A 17296-nucleotide genomic window follows, 5' to 3' on the forward strand; every position below is an offset into this window, starting at 1 on the left:
TGACATGACGGAACGCCCCAGGAACGTCACCTCGGTCCGGGTGCTGCGCACCGAGCGGCCCACCCCGCACCTCATCCGGCTCGTCCTCGGCGGGGACGAGCTGGCCGACCTGCCGGTGGGCGAGTGCACCGACCACTACATCAAGGTGGTCTTCCCGCAGCCGGGCGTCGCGTACCCGCAGCCGCTGGACCTCGCCGCGATCCGCCGGACCCTGCCCCGGGAGCAGTGGCCCCGGCTGCGGGCGTACACCGTGCGGCGCTGGGACCCGCTCGCCGAGGAGCTGACCGTCGACGTGGTGCACCACGGCGACGAGGGGCTGGCCGGGCCGTGGGCGGCCGCGCTGCGCCCGGGCGATCCGGTGCACTTCGTCGGCCCCGGCGGGGCGTACGCCCCGAGCCCGGACGCGGACTGGCACCTGCTGGTCGGCGACGAGAGCGCGCTGCCGGCGATCGGCGCCGCCCTGGAACGGCTGCCGCTGGGCGCCCCGGCCCATGTCTTCGTGGAGATCGCCGACCCGGCGGAGGAGCAGAAACTACTCAGCCCGGGTGCGGTCCAGCTCACCTGGCTGCACCGCGGTGAGCGCCCGGTGGGTGCCGCGCTGGTGGCGGCGGTCCGAGAGCTGGAGTTTCCGCCCGGTCAGGTGCACGCCTTCGTGCACGGCGAGGCGACCTTCGTCCGGGAGCTGCGCCGGTTGCTGCGCACCGAGCGCGGCCTGCCCGCCGATCAGCTCTCCATCTCCGGCTACTGGCGGCGCGGCATGGACGACGAGGGCTGGCGCTCGACCAAGGCCGACTGGAACCGGCAGGTGGCTGCCGAGGAGACCACGGCCGCCTGAGCACGGTCAGCCGCCGGACCGGCGATCCCACTCCTCGCGGACCGCGGTGAGTCGCCGGTTGAGCAGCACGGCGTACCCGACGATCGCCGCGGCGATCAGGAACAGCAGCAGCCGCGGCTCGCGTACCGTCGCGCCGATCAGGCTGACCGAGACCACCCCGTAGCCGGCGATCGCCACCCGGGCCCTGCTCGGTCGGGCCGAGAGCGCGTACAGGCACAGCCCACACACCACCCAGACCACCACCGAGGCAGCCAGCAACAGCCGCAGCTCCAGCGGCAATCGGCTCGCGCCACGGTCGACCAGCCGGACCGCCTGCCCGAGCGACCAGCCGAGCAGCAGCAGCGCACCGCTGAGCGGGATGTGCAGATAGGTGTACGCCTGCCCGCCACGCAGGCGGGTCGCCGCCTGGCGGGTGGTGACGAAGGTGGTGTAGACCCACCAGACGGCGGCCGGCACGACGAAGGCCAACCCGGCGGTGAGGATCATCTGCGGCCGGGGGTGGTCCGGCACCGCGAAGAGCAGGTTGGCCAGCGCGCTGCCCAGCACGATGATGGTGAATTGCCCGATCCGTTCCGGCAGGTGCCGGTTGTCCACCGGCCATTGCTCGAGCCGGCGTCGGCCGACCCAGGGCGTGGCCAGCTCGATGGCCATCGCGACGATCCACAGCACCGGGCGCGACGCGATCGGCACGACCAGCGAGACCAGCCAGATCAGCCAGCCCAGCCCGAAGCCGAACAGGTAGACCGTGGTCACCGTGCGGGCCTCCGGGTTGGTCGGCCGGGCCCGCAGATACAGCAGGAGCAGTACGCCCCGGACGATCAGGTAGCCGATCGGCAGCAGCGGGCTCTCCGGCACCTCGTCCACGCCGAGCGTCATCGCGCCGGCGCCAACCAGGGCCACCAGCACCAACATCCGGTGCGGCAGGTCGTCCGGGTCGAATCGGGTGTCGTAGTAGACCTGCCCCATCCAGGCCCACTAGACCACCACGAAGAGCCCGATCACGGCCAGCATGGCGTTCGGCGTCGGGGTCGGGTCGGTGCCCAGCCGGGCCACCACCGCCGCCAGCGCGTACACGAAGATGACGTCCAGGAAGAGTTCCAGCCAGGTGGCGTGCCGGTGCCCGGCCTCGTCCGTCAGCGGCTCAGGCCCGCGTACGCCCAGCCAACCGGTCAACCATCCGGGCAGGTGCGCGCTGACGGTCCGTACCCTGCGCATCTGGTCATGGTCCCCGCGCGGACCCGGCTCCCGGGCCGGAACCGAAGAGCCGGTGGCGGCCGCCGCCACACCGGCGTCCCCCGGCCGGCGCGTCGTCGGTCCGGCAGGGCAGGATGTACGCCGAGGGGGTGGCGCATGGCTGGGCGGATCCGGGACGAGGACATCGCACTGGTCCGGGAACGCTCCTCGATCGGGGATGTGATCTCCGAGACCGTCACGCTGAAGTCCGCTGGGGGCGGCAACCTCAAGGGCCTGTGCCCGTTCCACGACGAGAAGAGCCCGTCGTTCAACGTCTCCCCGGCCCGCAACGTCTGGTACTGCTTCGGCTGCGGAGCCGGCGGCGACGCGATCAAGTTCCTGATGGACGCCGAGCACCTCAGCTTCGTCGAGTCCGTCGAGCGGTTGGCCGGCCGCGCCGGCATCCAACTGCGCTACGTGGAGGACGACAAGGGCACCCCGCGCCCCCGTCCCCAGCAGGGCCAGCGCCAGCGCTTGGTGGCCGCGCACGCCGCCGCGGTCGAGTTCTACCGGGCGCAACTCAGCACCGCCGGCGCCCGGCCGGCGCGGGAGTTCCTGGCCCAGCGCGGCTTCGACCGGGCCGCCGCCGAGCGCTACGGCTGCGGCTTCGCGCCGGAAGGTTGGGACCTGCTCACCAAGCACCTTCGCCAGCAGGGCTTCACCCACCAGGAGCTGGTCACCGCCGGGCTGTCCCGAGAGTCCCGCTCCGGCACGCTGATCGACCGGTTCCGCCGGCGGCTGCTCTGGCCGATCCGCGACCTCGCCGGTGACGTGATCGGCTTCGGTGCCCGCAAGCTCTTCGACGACGACGACGGGCCGAAGTACCTGAACACCCCCGAGACGCCGATCTACAAGAAGTCGCACGTGCTCTACGGCATCGACCAGGCCAAGCGGGAGATCGCCAAGCAGGGCCGTGCGGTGATCGTCGAGGGTTACACCGACGTGATGGCGTGCCACCTGGCCGGGGTGACCACAGCAGTGGCGACCTGCGGCACCGCTTTCGCAGCGGACCACATATCTGTCCTGCGTCGGCTCCTGTTCGACAGCGACGAGGTGGCCGGCGAGATTATCTTTACCTTCGACGGCGATGCTGCCGGCCAGAAGGCCGCACTGCGCGCCTTCGAAGACGATCAGCGCTTCGTCGGGCGCACCTTCATCGCGGTCAGCCCGGACAACATGGACCCGTGCGATCTGCGGCTGGCCAAGGGTGACCTGGCGGTGCGTGACCTGGTCGCCCGCCGCGAGCCGCTGGTCGACTTCGCGCTGCGACACGTGATCAGCCGCTTCGACCTGGACACCGTCGACGGCCGGGTCGAGGCGATGCGCCACGCCGCGCCGCTGGTCGCGCGACTGAAGGACCGGGAGAAGCGCCCGGAGTACGTCCGCAAGCTCGCCATGGACCTCGGCATGGAGATCGAGCCGGTGCAGCGGGCGGTGCTCGCCGCCGCCAACACCCCGCCGCCCAACGCCCGGGACGCCGCACCCGCGGCCCGGCCCGCCCCGGCCCGCCCCGAGCCGGCGCTGGACAGCCCGCAGTCGATGGTCGAGCGGGAGGCGTTGAAGCTCGCTCTCCAGCAGCCGGTGCTGGCCGGGCCCATGTTCGACGCGGTCGAGGCCACCGAATACCGCCACCCGGTGCACGTCTCGGTGCGCGCGGCCATCGCGGCGGCCGGCGGGGCCGCGTCGGCGACCGGCGGCGCGGTCTGGATCGAGTCGGTCCGCGACGCCTGCGACGACCTGGCGTCCGCGGCGCTCGTCGGCGAACTGGCCGTGGAGCCGCTGCGGATCGACGGTGAACCGGACCCGCGCTACGTGTCGATCACGATGGCCCGGGTGCAGTTCGGGTCGGTGACGGCCCGGATCCGGGAGCTCAAGTCCCGGATCCAGCGCATCAACCCGGTCAACAACAAGGACGAGTACTTCGCCGCCTTCGGCGAACTGCTGTCTCTGGAGCAGCACGCGCGGGCGCTGCGCGAGCAGGCCGCAGGAGGGCTCTGATGGGACTGTTCAGCCGCAAGCCGAAGCTTCCCCCGGCCGACCGGCCGCCGCTGACCGCCGACGAGCGGGTGCTGGCCTGGGCGGCGGCGGGCAACGGCGAGGGCGACGGGGTGGTGGTGGCCAGCAACCTCGGGTTGTGGCTGCCCGGCCGCGGGCACCGGCTCGGCTGGCACACCATTCTCAAGGCGGTCTGGTCCGGCCGGGAGCTGACCGTCACGCCCGCCGAGACCCTCGTCGAACGCGACGGCTACACGGTGGTCACCGACGGGCCGGCCGAGACCTACCTGCTGCTCGACCCGGGCGAGCTGCCGCACCAGGTGCGGGCCCGGGTGACCCGCTCGGTCGCGTACACCGAACACCACCCGGTGCCCGGCGGCGCGGCCCGGGTCGCGGCCCGGCGCGTGGCCGGGGTGGACGGTCTGACCTGGACCGTCCGCGTCGACCCCGGCACCGCGCCGGACGACGACGACCTGCTCGCCGCGACCGACCGCCTGATCACCGTCGCCCGCGCCGCCACCGCACCTGTCGACGGCTAGCGGTCGGGCGGCCACTGACCGCCCGACCCCGCCCCCCGGTCAGTTGGCGCCGAGACCCTCCAGCGCCTTGGCGGCACCGCGGTGCAGCGGAACCGGCTCGGTCTTGCGGGCGTTCTCCAGGGAGATGCCCTTGGCCGCCGGGTTGGCCTGGGCGAGGGCGTCCCGCTTGTCGAACACCGTCCGGGTGATCGCGCAGGCGACGTTGGCGTCCAGGTCCTTGCGGACCAGCAGCACGTTCGGCACGACGATCGTCGGGGTGTCCGCCGCCGTCTTGTACGCGTCCCGGCCGATCGTTCCGGCCTGGTAGGCGGGGCTCAACTCGTTCATCTTCGGCAGCAGGGGCGCGATGTCGATGAACTTCACCGTGTCGCCGGCGGTGGTGAACAGGTCGGTCAGGCCGCCGGTGGGCAGGCCACCGGACCAGAAGAAGCCGTCGACGCTGCCGTCCTTCATGCCCTCGACCGTCTTGGCCAGGTCCAGGCGCTGCGCACGGATGTCCTTGGCCGGATCGAGGCCCGCGGCCTCCAGCAGCCGGTTGGCGATCACCTCCGTGCCAGACTTCGGGGACCCGGTGGAGATCCTCTTGCCCCGCATGTCGGCCACCGAGCCGATCTGGGCGCCGTTGCGGACCACGACCTGGGTGTAGTTGTCGTAGATGCGCGCGAGCGCCTCGACCGGCTGCGGCGCGGTGAAGCTCCCCTTGCCCTGAACCGCGTTGACCGCCGTGTCGAAGAGGGAGAACGCCACGTCGTACTGGCCGCCGACCAACTGCTCGACGTTCTGCACCGAGGCGCCGGTCTCCGCGGCGGTGCCGGTGAGCTTGCCGCCGGTCGCCCCGGACAGCTGCCCGGCCAGGGCGTTGCCGACCACGTAGTAGACGCCGGTCGCGTTTCCGGTGGCGATGCCCACCCGGGTCTCCCGGTCCACCTCACAGGTGACCTCGCTGGCCGCGTCGTCCTTGGCCGCGCCGCCCTGCTGGCCTCCGCACCCCGCCGCGCCGACCGCCACGAGGGCCACCACACTCAGGCCCGCCACGAGCCGTACGTCGATTCGTCTCACAGTTTCTCCTCCCGGAGGTTGGCTGGTGATCCGGCTCGCGGCCCGCCGGTCCGGCCGGCGGCTCCGCGTCGTACGAGCACCCCCGCCACCGCGACGGCGGCCAGTGCGGCGCCGACCGTGACCGGCACGGGTTCGAGCCAGAGCAGGGTGACCCCTGCGAGTGCGCCGAGCACGCGCTCCGGGGCGCCGGCGGGGCCGACGCCGGGCAGCCAACCGCCGGCGGCGACGGCGAGCACGGCCACGCTGAGCGCGACGACCACACCGGCGAAGGCGATCCGCCCCGCGCCGCCGATGCCGAGCAGCCCCAGCCCGGCCGGCGTGATCACGAAGGCGATCGGGGTCAGGTAGGCCGGCAGCGCGTACCGCAGGGTCTGCCACATGGTCGGCACCAGCCGGCCGCCGGTGACCGCCGCGGCGGCCACCGCGGCGAGCGCGGTCGGCGGGGACACCTCGGACAGGACCGCGAAGTAGAAGACGAACATCGCCGCGGCCGGCGCCGTCACGCCCAGGTCGAGCAGCGCCGGGCCGACGATCACCCAACCGATCACGAACGAGGCGGTGACCGGCACGGCCAGGCCCAGCAGGCTCAGTGCGACGGCCGCGAGCAGCGCGGTGAGCACCAGCACGAGGGTCGGGTCCGAGGTGACCGCCTTGGCCCCGCCGATCAGCAGCGCCGCCGCCTGCGGCCCGAGGCCGGTCTTCGTGGTGGTGGCGGTGATGATGCCGGCGGCGGCGCAGACGGCGGTCACCGCCAGCACCCCGCGTACGCCGGTGACGAAGGCGGTCACCAGCCGGGCCGGGGTGAGCTGGTGCGCCCGGTCCAGGAAGGAGAGCGCCACCGCCAGGAGGGTGGCGAGGACGACCGCCCTCGTCGCGGAGAAGCCGACGGCGAGAAGCACGACGATGGCGATCAGCGAGGCGAAGTGGTAGCCGAACCGGGCCAGCAGGCGCCACGGCGAGCTGACGTCGATCACCACCGGGCGTACGCCGGAGCGCCGGGCGTCGATCTCCACGGCGAGCAGGATGCCGAGGTAGTACAGCACCGTCGGCACGGTGGCCCAGCCCAGCACCTGGAGGTACGAGACGCCGAGGTACTCGGCGATGATGAACGCCGCCGCCCCCAGGGTGGGCGGGGAGAGGATCGCGCCCACCCCGGCGGCGGCGAGCATGCCGCCGGCCCGCTCCGGGGGGTAGCCGGCGCGGCGCAGCAGCGGCCAGGTGACCGCGCCGATGCTCACCGTCGTCGCGGCGCCGGACCCGGAGACGGTGCCGAGCAGGAAGCCGGAGGCCACCGCCGTCCGTCCGGCGGCGGTGCGTGAGCGGCGGAACGCCGCCGCCGACAGATCGACGAAGAACCGCCCCGCTCCGGAGAGCTCCAGCACCGCGCCGTAGATGGTGAACAGCACGATGTACGAGGCGGCCACGTCCAGTGGTGTGCCGTAGAAGCCGCTGTCCGAGTTGTAGAACGCGTCGATCAACTGGCTGAAGTCGAGCCCCGAGTGCGCGACCGGCCAGGCCTGCGGCAGCAGCCCGCCGTAGTAGCCGTAGCCGAGGAACAGCAGGCAGACGGCGGGCAGGATCCACCCGGTGGCCCGCCGGCACGCCTCCAGCAGCAGGAGCAGCAGGACGGTGCCCATCACCAGGTCCATCGGCACGAGCAGGCCCTGCCGGTCGAGGAAGGCGTTGTAGCCGCCGCCGCCCGTACCGATGCTGATGGGCAGCACGGGGTAGAGGCAGCCGGCCACCGCCAGAGCGACCAGGGCCCAGTCCACCGCGGTGGGTCGCGCCGGCGCCGAATGTGGCAGGCCCGGCCCGACCGGTCCGTCGCCGCCGGTGCGGCGCAGCCGGGCCCGGAGCCGGGCCGCGAGCCGCAGGTCGGCCGGGTAGACCAGAAAGACCAGCGGCAGTACGCCCGCCAGAAAGAAGATCAAATAGTATTTGCTGCCCTGCGCGAGGGGGCGGAACACCTGCCAGAGGGCGAGCGCGCCGACCGCCAGCGCCGCCGCGGTGAGGAGCAGACCGGCCGGCCCGGACAACACCCGCCCCGGCTTCTCGTCCTCGAACTGGGCGGCCAGGTCCCGCGTCGCCCGTTCGGCGTCGGCGCGGGCGTCGTCGTCGACCCGCCCGGCCTGGTCGCCGCCGTCGGTCGCAGCGGGCGCGTCGGTCTCGGCCGCTCGTGGTCGGGGCGGTGCGCCGCCGTCGCCCGGTGTGGGCTCATCGGCGGAGGAGTTGGCCGGCTGTGCGGGTGGCGGCGAACCGTCGGGCGAACGGGTGGGCGACACGAGGGGACGATACACGTCGATCAAGCGACAGGTGGGGCATCGACATCCGTTTCGCCGGGTGCGGTCGAGGGTTGTGGCAGCGTCCTGTCGTCCCTGCCGGAATTTGCCTGGAGGGCTGTCGGACCCGGCGGCTAGGGTCGGGCGGTGACTTCGGGGCGACCACTGATTCAGGCTCGCGGGCTGGTGAAGCGGTTCGGCGACTTCACCGCAGTGGCCGGCATCGACGTCGAGGTGCGCTCGGGCGAGGCGTTCGGCTTCCTCGGGCCCAACGGCGCCGGCAAGTCCTCCACCATGCGGATGGTCGGCTGCATCTCCCCACCGAGCGGTGGCGAGCTGCGCATCCTCGACATGGACCCGGTCCGCGACGGGCCGGCGATCCGGGCCCGGCTCGGCGTCTGCCCGCAACTGGACAACCTCGACCCCGAGCTGACCGTCCGGGAGAACCTCACCGTCTACGCGCGCTACTTCGGCATCTCGCGGCGGGTGGCCCGGGAGCGGGCCGCCGAGCTGCTGGACTTCGTCCAGCTCAGCGAGCGGGCCGACAGCAAGGTCGAGCCGCTGTCCGGCGGGATGAAACGCCGGCTGACCATCGCCCGCGCGCTGGTCAACGACCCGGAGATCGTGCTGCTCGACGAGCCGACCACGGGGCTCGACCCGCAGGCCCGGCACCTGGTCTGGGAGCGGTTGTTCCGGCTCAAGCAGCAGGGCGTCACGCTAGTGCTCACCACGCACTACATGGACGAGGCCGAGCAGCTCTGCGACCGGCTGGTGGTGATGGACGGCGGGCGGATCGTCGCCGAGGGCTCACCCCGGGCGCTGATCGAGCAGCACTCCACCCGCGAGGTGGTGGAGCTTCGCTTCGCCGCCGAGTCGCAGGAGCCGTTCGCCGGCAAGCTCGACGGGCTGGGGGAGCGGGTCGAGGTGCTGCCCGACCGGGTCCTGCTGTATGTGCCCGACGGCGACGCGGCGGTCGCCGAGGTCGCCGCGCTGGGGCTCAGCCCGGCCAATGTGCTGGTGCGGCGCAGTGGCCTGGAGGACGTCTTCCTGCACCTGACCGGCCGCACCCTGGTCGACTGACCCGATTGGGCGCCCGACGAACGGGTCAGATGGCGGATGACCGGAGGTGCGCTGCCGGAGTGATCTTGCGTAGCATCGGCGCCCGGGTCGGCATGTCCGCCCGACCCGGAGTTGACCACGGGGGTTTCATGTCCGACGTACAGACCAACAGCCGGCATCAGGCCGGGCTGACCGCCCTCTACCTGGGCATCTTCGCGATGGTCTGGTTCAGCGTGCCCGCCGCGGAGCAGCCGTTGCGTGCCCTGCTGGTGGTGGGCAGCATCGCGGCACTGCTCACCGCCGTGGTGGGCGTCGTGCTGTCGGCCCGCACCCGGGGCGCGGGCGGCCCTCGGGACCGGGCGACCGACCGTCGGTACCTGCTGATCGTGGTCGCGGAGTTCGCCGCCGCCGGGCTGGGCGCCGCCGTGCTCGCCGCCGCCGGCTGGTCCGAGTACATCCCGGTGCTGGTCTGCGCCGTGGTCGGGCTGCACTTCTTCCCGCTCGCCCCGCTGCTGCGGGACCCGCTGCTCCGGCCGCTCGGTGTCGCGCTGTGCGTGGTGGCGGTGGCGGGCCTCGTCACCGCGCTCGCCTCGGCGGTGTCCGCCGGTCTGGTGGTCGGCACCGGCGCGGGGCTGCTGCTGCTCGGCTACGCCGTCCAGGCGCTGACCCGCGCGTACCGCCCGGTGTGACCGGCCCGCGCTTCGCCGCCGAGGTCGACACGGTCCGATCGTTGACGGTTCAGCAGCAGCCTTTCCCGCGTGTCGAGCTGTTGAGCCGCCAACGATCACGGCTCAACGGGCTCTGGCCCAGGTGAGGAATCGGTCGCTGAGTCGGTCGTGACCGGCCTGGCCGGCGAGGTCCCCGGCCGCCTCGTAAAGCAGCGTGGCGAGGTAGATGAGCAGGCCGATCCGATCCTCGCGGTATTCGCCGAGCAGCGACAGACGGGCTGGGAAGCAGGGCCACGCGGCGCCGACAACCTTCCCGCGCTGGTGGCCGTGCGCGACTCCAAGGATCCGACCGGCCCGGTGCTGGCCTTCACGCCCGATGCCTGGCGCGCGTTCGTCGGGTCCGACGTCGTTCGCCGGTAGATAGCGGCCACGCCGTTCCGATCCGCTCCTAGATCCACTCGGCTTCCGGGAAGTCGGGGTGTCGCGGCGGCTTTGACGCCCCGACATCCTGAAAGCCGTGTCGATCATCGGGCCGAAACCCGGGGGACAGGTCGGCGGATGTCGCCGTAGGGTGACCGGCGGCCTGTCGTACCCCCGGGGTAGGAAGGTCGGTGTGGCGGGGGTGGTCGTGGTGAGCGTGGCGGGTTCGGCGCGGGAGCGGGCTCGGCCCGCGCTGCCACGGGTGCCGGCGCTCGCCGTGTTCGACTACTTCCTGGTGGGTTACCGGCGCACCTGGCGGGCCGGGGTGTTCTCCTCGTTCCTGCTGCCGGTGCTGACCGTGCTCGGCTTCGGGCTGGGCGTCGGCGCCTACATCGACCAGGGCGTCGGCGGGGTGCGCTACCTCGACTGGCTGGTCCCCGGGCTGATCGCCTCGACCGCCCTCCAGGTGACCGTCGGCGACTCGACGTGGCCGGTGTTCAGCAACTTCCGGTGGATCAAGACGTACTTCGCCCAGAGCGCGGCGCCGCTGCGGGTGGCCGACGTCCTGGCCGGGCACCTGGCCTTCGTGATGTTCCGGGTGCTCACCACGATCGCGGCGTTCCTGTTGGTCACCGGGCTGTTCGGGGCGTTGCGCTCACCGTGGGCGGTGGCCACCCTGCCGGTGGTGGCGCTGCTCGGGCTTGCCGTGGCCGCACCGACCTTCGCGTACGCCGCCTCGGTGACCAGCGACAGTTGGCTGGCGATGCTGTTCCGGTTCGCGGTCATCCCGATGACGCTGTTCGCCGGGGTGTTCTTCCCGGTCGAGTCGCTGCCCGAGGCGCTGCGCTGGCTGGCGTACGGGACACCGCTGTGGCACGCCGTCGACCTCTGCCGTGCGGCCACGCTCGGCGTCGCCCCACAGTGGTCGATCGCCGGGCACCTGCTCTACCTGGCGGCCTGGTCACTCGCCGGCTGGCTGTTGGCGCTGCGCGCGTTCCGTCGCAAGCTCATCGTCTAGGGAGTTGTCGTGGTCACGCTGACCCTGCCTCGGCTGGTCGACGTCTCCGCCGCGTCCCGGCGGTCGGCGTCGGTGGTCGAGCGCAACGTCGCGGCGCTGAAGTCGGTCTACTGGCTGCTGCTGCTCTCCGGCTTCGTGGAGCCGCTGCTCTACCTGCTCTCGATCGGGGTGGGCGTCGGCACGCTGGTCGGCGACCTGCCGCTGCCCGACGGGCGGCTGGTCTCGTACGCCGAGTTCGTGGCCCCGGCGATGCTCGCCTCCTCGGCGATGACCGGGGCGCTCGCGGAGACCACTTTCAACTTCTTCGGCAAGATGAAATACATGAAGCTGTACGACGGGGTGATCGCCACCCCGGTACGGCCGTTCGAGATCGCCCTCGGCGAGTTGGGCTGGGCGATGCTGCGGGGCAGCGCCTACTCGGCGGCGTTCCTCGGTGTGATGGTCGCGCTGGGCCTGACCAGCGTCGCCCGGGCGCTGACCGCGCTTCCGGCGGCCGTGCTGGTCGGGTTCGCCTTCGGTGCGCTCGGCATGGCGCTGTCCACCTTCATGCGCAGCTGGCAGGATTTCGACCTGATGGGCTCCGCCCAGTTCACCCTCTTCCTCTTCTCCGGCACGTTCGTGCCGGCCCAGGCCTACCCGGCCCTGCTGCACTGGTTGATCGAGGTCACGCCGCTCTACCGGTCGGTGCACCTGATCCGCGGCGTCGCGCTGGGCACCGGCGGCTGGCTCTGGCTGCTCGACGTGCTCTACCTGCTGGCGATGATGGCGCTCGGCCTGTTGGTCGCTTCCCGCCGGATGGGCAGGTTGCTCTACCGGTAGGGGTTACGCGCCGCCCTCCTCGGGGCATGTCGGAGGCGACACCACGACGATGAGGAGGGGCGATGGCCTCCGACCAGTCTTCCGTTGGCAGTGGGCCTGACCGTGACCCGGCCCGTGGGCCGGTCGGCCCGGACGAGGGGCCGGACAGCCCCACCGACCTGCCCGGCAGCGGCTGGAAGGCGGCGCTGCGCCGCACGGTCACTGAGTTCCAGGACGACAGTCTGACGGACTGGGCGGCCGCGCTGACCTACTACGGGGTGCTGTCCATCTTCCCCGGGCTGCTGGTGCTGATCTCCATCCTCGGCCTGCTCGGCCCGGCCGCCACCCAGGGTGTCGAGGACACCGTCAAGCAGGCGGTGCCCGAGGGAAACATTCAGCAGATCATCACGGACGCGATCACCCAGGCGGGTGACAACGGCGGGCTGGCGAGCATCGCCGCGATCATCGGTCTGCTGGCCGCGTTCTGGTCCGCGTCCGGGTACGTTGCCGCGTTCATGCGCGCCTCGAACACCATCTACGACGTGCCGGAGGGACGGCCGATCTGGAAGACGCTGCCGATCCGGGTCGGCGTGACCGCGGTGATCGGCGTGCTGCTGCTGGCCTGCGCGGTGATCGTGGTCTTCACCGGGCGCCTGGCCGAACTGGTCGGAAACGCGATCGGGGTGGGTTCGACGGCGGTCACGGTGTGGAACGTCGCCAAGTGGCCGGTGCTGCTGATCCTGGTCAGCCTGATGTTCGCGATCCTGTACTGGGCCTCGCCGAACGCGCGGCACGGCGGCTTCCGCTGGGTCAGCCCGGGTGGCGTGCTTGCCGTGGTGATCTGGCTGGTGATCTCCGGCCTGTTCGCCTTCTACGTGAGCAACTTCGGCTCGTACGACAAGACGTACGGGACGCTGGCCGGGGTGATCATCTTCCTGGTGTGGCTCTGGCTGAGCAACATCGCGATCCTGCTGGGCGCCGAGTTCGACGCGGAGCTGGAGCGCAGCCGGGCCATCTCGGCGGGCCACTCGGCCGACGAGGAGCCGTACGTCGAGCTGCGCGACGACCGCAAGCTGAGGAAGAAGCGGAACGCCGCGGGCCGTCGCTGACCACTCCCGCCGACCGCCCCGCCACCTGGGTGTCAGGTGGCGGGGCGGTGGCGTGTCCGGCGACGGCACATTGGGCGAGCGGACCCGGGCGCGGAGCGACCCTTTTCTTGATCGACTAGTAGCTTTTGTTCGCATGGACAAAAGTTGGGATCAGAACGGCTGAAGCTCTGGACAGGCGGCACGGAACGCTCCTACTGTGTCGGACACGACACATCGGCATTGCGCCGATGTGAACGAGTCCAATGAAGAGGTGAGTCCGGGTGCGGACCGTCGACCCCCTGCACGTCCGCCTGTTGCGGTTGCTCCGCGACGAGGGGGCCGTGTCCCGGGCCGAGCTGGCCGACCGGCTCCAGATGCCCCGCCCGCGGCTGTTGGCCGAGCTGGATCGACTGGTCGCGTTGGGCTACGTCGCTGAGGCCGGGCTGGCCGCCTCCCGGGGCGGACGTCGCTCCACGCTGGTCGAGCTGAACCCGAAGCTGCGGTTCGCGGCCGTCGACCTGGGCGCCAGCTCGATGGACGTCGAGGTGGTCAACGGCCGCCTCGAACCGGTGGCGCACTACGCCGAAGCCGCCGACATCCGCAACGGACCGAAGGTGACCCTGCAACGGGTCAACGAGCTGCTGCAGAAGGCCAAGGTCGACGGCGCGTACGAGCGGCTGGACGCGGTGGGCATCGGTGTGCCCGGCCCGGTCAGCTTCCGCGACGGCGTCCCGGTCTCGCCGCCGATCATGCCCGGCTGGGACCGGTTCCCGGTGCGCGAGCTGCTCAGCCGGGAGCACGGCTGCCCTGCGGTGGTCGACAACGACGTCAACATCATGGCGATCGGTGAGCGACACGGCGGGGTGGCCCACTCGGTGGACGACTTCCTCTTCGTGAAGATCGGCACCGGAATAGGGTGCGGGATCTACCTCACCGGCGAGGTCTACCGGGGCACCGACGGCTGCGCCGGGGACATCGGCCACATCCAGGTCGACGCGCACGGCCCGATGTGCTCCTGCGGCAACGTCGGCTGCCTGGAGGCGTTGTTCAGCGGCGCCGCGCTGGCCAAGGACGCCACCGCCGCCGCCCGCAGCGGGGTGTCGCCGGCGCTGGCCGAGCGGATGGCCATGCGCGGCGTGGTGACCGCTCTCGACGTCGCCGAGGGCGCCGTCGAGGGGGACGTGACCTGCATCCAGCTGATTCGTGACGGCGGACGGCGGGTCGGTGGGGTGCTCGCCGGCCTGGTCAGCTTCACCAACCCGTCGATGATCGTGATCGGCGGCGGGCTGGCCCAGCTCGGGCACATCCTGCTCGCCGAGATCCGCAGCGTCGTCTACCGCCGATCGCTGCCGCTGGCCACCGGAAACCTGCCGGTCGTGCTGTCCGAGCTCGGCGGTCGGGCCGGCGTCGCCGGCGCGGCGGTGCTCGCCAGCGACGTCGCGTTCGCGGAGGCCACATGAGCCCGCAGTCGCAAGCCGGAGAACCGTCGTGAGCGAGGAGGAGACCGTGGCCCAGTCCGAGGAGAACGTCGCCACCGAGCCGACGGACACCGGCACCGACGCGCCGTTGATCGAAGCCCCCGCCGACACCGTCGCCGGTGAGGTCGTCCTGCGCCTGACCGACGTGGTCAAGACCTTCCCCGGCGTACGCGCCTTGGACGGCGTGCAGCTGGAGGTACGCGCGGGCGAGGTGCACTGCCTGCTCGGGCAGAACGGCGCCGGCAAGTCCACCCTGATCAAGGTGCTGTCCGGCGTGCACCAGCCGGACTCCGGCGAGGTCGAGTGGCGCGGCGAGCAGGTCACCTTCGCCAATCCGCAGGCCGCCATGCGCGCTGGCATCGCGACCATCTACCAGGAACTCGACCTGGTCGAGGATCTCTCGGTGGCGGAGAACGCCTTCCTCGGCCACGAGCACCGCAGCTTCGGGTTCGTCCGGCGCGGCCGGATGGCCCGGCACACCCGGCAGATCCTCGGCCGGCTCGGCCACGGCGAGATTCCGCCCGGGCGGATGGTCCGGGCGCTGCCGGCCGCCGGCAAGCAGATCGTCAGCATGGCGCGGGCGCTGTCGCACGAGGCCCGACTGATCATCATGGACGAGCCGAGCGCGGTGCTGGCCCACGACGAGGTCGGCAACCTGTTCCGGATCATCCGCGAGCTGACCGCACAGGGCATCGCGGTCATCTACATCTCCCACCGCCTGGAGGAGATCCGCGAGATCGGCGACCGGGTCACCGTACTCAAGGACGGCCGGACCACGGCGGCGAACCTGCCGGCACGCGACACCCCGACCCGTGACCTGGTCAGCCGGATGACCGGCCGGACCATCGAGTACGTCTTCCCGGACCGGCCGACCGACGACACGGTCGGCGCCGAGCTGCTCCAGGTGGAGGGGCTGACCCGTCCCGGCGAGTTCGCCGACGTCTCACTCGACGTCCGCGCCGGGGAGATCGTCGGCATCGCCGGCCTGGTCGGCTCCGGCCGCTCCGAGCTGCTGGAGACCATCTACGGCGCCCGCGCCGCGGAGGCCGGCACGGTCCGGATGGCCGGGCGGGTGCTGCGTCCGGGCAGTGTCGGCGCGGCGGTGCGGGCCGGCATGGGGATGGCCCCCGAGGAGCGAAAGAGCCAGGCGCTGCTGCTCGGTGAACCGATCTACCGCAACGTCACGCTGGCCACCTTCGGCCGGTACGCGCGGCTCGGCTTCACCGACGCCGCCAAGGAGCGGGCCGAGGCCGACCGGATCGCCGAGAGCCTGGAGCTGCGGCCCCGGGACGTCGGCCGGCCGGTGCGCACCCTCTCCGGCGGCAACCAGCAGAAGGTGGTGGTCGGGCGCTGGCTGCTCGGCGGCACCAGGCTGCTGCTGCTCGACGAGCCCACCCGGGGCGTGGACGTGGGCGCCCGGGCTGAGCTCTACCAGGTCATCCGGGCGTTGGCCGCGCAGGGCGTCGGGGTGCTGCTGGTCTCCAGCGAGGTGCCCGAGGTGCTCGGCCTCGCCGACCGGGTGCTGGTGATGCGGGAGGGTCGGGTCGTCCGCGAGGCCCCGGCCGGCGAACTCGACGAGAACACCGTGCTCGACCTCGTGATGGCGGGGTCCCTGATGGAAGGCGCACCGGCATGAGCGACGCGACTCCCACTCCCACCGCGACACCGGAGCGCCCGCAGCTTCCTGCGCAGTCTCCGCCGGTGGACCCGGCGGAGACGGCGGCGGCCGGCGACACGACGGCATCCAGGGGCCGGCTCTCCTGGTGGCGGGGTGAAAACGGCGACGGCGTCAAGCGCAACCTCGGTCTGATCGGGGTGCTGGCCGCGCTCATCCTGGTCGGCGCGATCACCAAGCCCGACCTCTACGACGACCCGACCTGGGTCTGGAACAACATCCTGGCCATCCTTCAGCTGGCCTCCGTCGTCGGCGTGGTCACGGTCGGCATGACCTTCGTGATCATCGGCGGCGGGATCGACCTGTCGGTCGGAGCGATCGTCGCGCTGGCCGGCGTCTGGTGCACGACGGTGGCCACCCAGAGCTACGGCGCCGGCGGCATGATCTTCACCGCCATCGTGGTCGGCATCTGCGTGGGTCTGGTCAACGGCGTGCTCATCTCGTACGGGCGGCTGGTGCCGTTCATCGCGACGCTCGCGATGCTGGTGGCCGCTCGCGGGCTCGCGGCATCGATCTCCAACAAGCAGACCCAGGTGTCCAGCAGCACCTTCATCAACGACATCGCGGCGCGCAAGGTGATCGGGATTCCGATCCTGGTCTACATCCTCGGCGCGGTGGTGGTGGCCGGGTGGATCCTGCTCAACCGGACGACCTTCGGTCGGCGGACCATCGCGGTCGGCGGTAACCCGGAGGCCGCGCGGTTGGCCGGTATCAACGTCCGCCGGCACACCATGCTGCTCTACGCGCTCTCCGGCCTCTGCTGCGGCATCGCGGCCATCATGCTCACCTCCCAGGCCACCTCGGCCCAGGCGGCGATGGCCAACCTCTACGAGCTGGACGCGATCGCCGCCGCGATCATCGGCGGGACGCTGCTCAGCGGTGGCCGGGGCACTATCGTCGGCTCACTGCTCGGCGTGATCATCTTCGCCACGATCACCAACCTCTTCGCCATCAACGGCCTCTCCATCGAGGCGCAGAACATGGTCAAGGGCGGCATCATCGTCGCCGCCGTCCTGGTCCAGCAGTTCCAGTTCAAGTCCTTCACTCGGCTCCTCGCGCGGAACAGGCTCACCACCACAACCTGACGCACCGCACGTTGTTCCTGGCGACGTCGAGATATTCGACAGTGGCCGGACCTCGCACACCCTCAAC

At 71.8% G+C, this 17296-nt stretch carries 15 protein-coding genes and 1 pseudogene; 12 read left to right on the plus strand and 4 right to left on the minus strand.

Features of this window, described 5'->3' with window-relative positions:
- Positions 1-4: 4 nt before the first annotated feature.
- Positions 5-835: a siderophore-interacting protein gene (locus tag ACFYPS_RS08735; RefSeq protein WP_354965552.1), complete on the plus strand. Its 831-nt coding sequence runs from the start codon at positions 5-7 to the stop codon at positions 833-835.
- Positions 836-841: 6 nt separating this feature from the next.
- Here the strand turns inward: ACFYPS_RS08735 and ACFYPS_RS08740 are convergent, their stop codons facing one another.
- On the minus strand, positions 842-1801 hold the full coding sequence (locus tag ACFYPS_RS08740; protein WP_354965551.1) for a low temperature requirement protein A: 960 nt from the start codon (positions 1799-1801) through the stop codon (positions 842-844).
- A gap of 9 nt (positions 1802-1810) precedes the next feature.
- Positions 1811-2050 carry a hypothetical protein gene (locus ACFYPS_RS08745; protein WP_354965550.1) on the minus strand — a complete coding sequence of 80 codons (240 nt, stop codon included), beginning with the start codon at positions 2048-2050 and terminating at the stop codon, positions 1811-1813.
- 113 nt (positions 2051-2163) lie between these two features.
- Here ACFYPS_RS08745 and dnaG point away from each other — a divergent pair.
- Positions 2164-4066, plus strand: a pseudogene (gene dnaG / locus ACFYPS_RS08750) (DNA primase).
- A complete protein-coding gene (locus ACFYPS_RS08755) occupies positions 4066-4602 on the plus strand; it encodes a hypothetical protein (protein WP_354965549.1) in 537 nt (178 codons plus the stop codon). Before dnaG ends, ACFYPS_RS08755 begins: the two are co-directional and overlap by 1 nt.
- Before the next feature lie 39 nt (positions 4603-4641).
- Here the strand turns inward: ACFYPS_RS08755 and ACFYPS_RS08760 are convergent, their stop codons facing one another.
- Both ACFYPS_RS08760 and ACFYPS_RS08765 read right to left on the minus strand, forming a co-directional pair.
- On the minus strand, positions 4642-5661 hold the full coding sequence (locus ACFYPS_RS08760) for a TAXI family TRAP transporter solute-binding subunit (RefSeq protein WP_354965548.1): 1020 nt from the start codon (positions 5659-5661) through the stop codon (positions 4642-4644).
- A complete protein-coding gene (locus ACFYPS_RS08765) occupies positions 5658-7943 on the minus strand; it encodes a TRAP transporter fused permease subunit (protein WP_354965547.1) in 2286 nt (761 codons plus the stop codon). The genes ACFYPS_RS08760 and ACFYPS_RS08765 overlap by 4 nt, the downstream gene beginning before the upstream one ends.
- Positions 7944-8087: 144 nt before the next feature.
- Between ACFYPS_RS08765 and ACFYPS_RS08770 the strand changes: the two genes are divergently transcribed.
- From ACFYPS_RS08770 to ACFYPS_RS08810, 9 genes are all read left to right on the plus strand, one after another.
- Entirely contained in the window at positions 8088-9020 is a 933-nt protein-coding gene (locus tag ACFYPS_RS08770) for an ABC transporter ATP-binding protein (RefSeq protein WP_354965546.1), read from the plus strand.
- A gap of 128 nt (positions 9021-9148) precedes the next feature.
- Positions 9149-9688 carry a hypothetical protein gene (locus tag ACFYPS_RS08775; protein ID WP_354965545.1) on the plus strand — a complete coding sequence of 180 codons (540 nt, stop codon included), beginning with the start codon at positions 9149-9151 and terminating at the stop codon, positions 9686-9688.
- Between the two features lie 222 nt (positions 9689-9910).
- Entirely contained in the window at positions 9911-10087 is a 177-nt protein-coding gene (locus tag ACFYPS_RS08780; RefSeq protein ID WP_354965652.1) for a DUF397 domain-containing protein, read from the plus strand.
- Positions 10088-10304: 217 nt separating this feature from the next.
- A complete protein-coding gene (locus tag ACFYPS_RS08785; protein ID WP_354965651.1) occupies positions 10305-11105 on the plus strand; it encodes an ABC transporter permease in 801 nt (266 codons plus the stop codon).
- A 9-nt stretch (positions 11106-11114) separates the two neighbouring features.
- Positions 11115-11924 (plus strand): ABC transporter permease, encoded by an 810-nt coding sequence (locus ACFYPS_RS08790; protein ID WP_354965544.1) that lies wholly within the window; start codon positions 11115-11117, stop codon positions 11922-11924.
- A gap of 62 nt (positions 11925-11986) precedes the next feature.
- Positions 11987-13012, plus strand: a complete 1026-nt coding sequence (locus ACFYPS_RS08795) for a YihY/virulence factor BrkB family protein (RefSeq protein ID WP_354965543.1) — start codon at positions 11987-11989, stop codon at positions 13010-13012.
- 260 nt (positions 13013-13272) lie between these two features.
- Positions 13273-14451: an ROK family transcriptional regulator gene (locus ACFYPS_RS08800; RefSeq protein WP_354965542.1), complete on the plus strand. Its 1179-nt coding sequence runs from the start codon at positions 13273-13275 to the stop codon at positions 14449-14451.
- A gap of 106 nt (positions 14452-14557) precedes the next feature.
- Positions 14558-16105, plus strand: a complete 1548-nt coding sequence (locus ACFYPS_RS08805; protein WP_354965650.1) for a sugar ABC transporter ATP-binding protein — start codon at positions 14558-14560, stop codon at positions 16103-16105.
- Positions 16102-17229 carry an ABC transporter permease gene (locus ACFYPS_RS08810; RefSeq protein ID WP_354965541.1) on the plus strand — a complete coding sequence of 376 codons (1128 nt, stop codon included), beginning with the start codon at positions 16102-16104 and terminating at the stop codon, positions 17227-17229. The genes ACFYPS_RS08805 and ACFYPS_RS08810 overlap by 4 nt, the downstream gene beginning before the upstream one ends.
- Positions 17230-17296: the final 67 nt, after the last annotated feature.

The organism is Micromonospora sp. NPDC005087, assembly GCF_042872965.1.
Lineage (GTDB): Bacteria > Actinomycetota > Actinomycetes > Mycobacteriales > Micromonosporaceae > Micromonospora.

Excerpts from the sequence above, each read along its gene's own strand:
- ACFYPS_RS08735 (WP_354965552.1), top strand. The coding sequence starts at position 5 with ATGACGGAACGCCCCAGGAACGTCACCTCGGTCCGGGTGCTGCGCACC.
- ACFYPS_RS08740 (WP_354965551.1), bottom strand. The coding sequence starts at position 1,801 with ATGGGGCAGGTCTACTACGACACCCGATTCGACCCGGACGACCTGCCG.
- ACFYPS_RS08745 (WP_354965550.1), bottom strand. The coding sequence starts at position 2,050 with ATGCGCAGGGTACGGACCGTCAGCGCGCACCTGCCCGGATGGTTGACC.
- ACFYPS_RS08755 (WP_354965549.1), top strand. The coding sequence starts at position 4,066 with ATGGGACTGTTCAGCCGCAAGCCGAAGCTTCCCCCGGCCGACCGGCCG.
- ACFYPS_RS08775 (WP_354965545.1), top strand. The coding sequence starts at position 9,149 with ATGTCCGACGTACAGACCAACAGCCGGCATCAGGCCGGGCTGACCGCC.
- ACFYPS_RS08795 (WP_354965543.1), top strand. The coding sequence starts at position 11,987 with ATGGCCTCCGACCAGTCTTCCGTTGGCAGTGGGCCTGACCGTGACCCG.
- ACFYPS_RS08810 (WP_354965541.1), top strand. The coding sequence starts at position 16,102 with ATGAGCGACGCGACTCCCACTCCCACCGCGACACCGGAGCGCCCGCAG.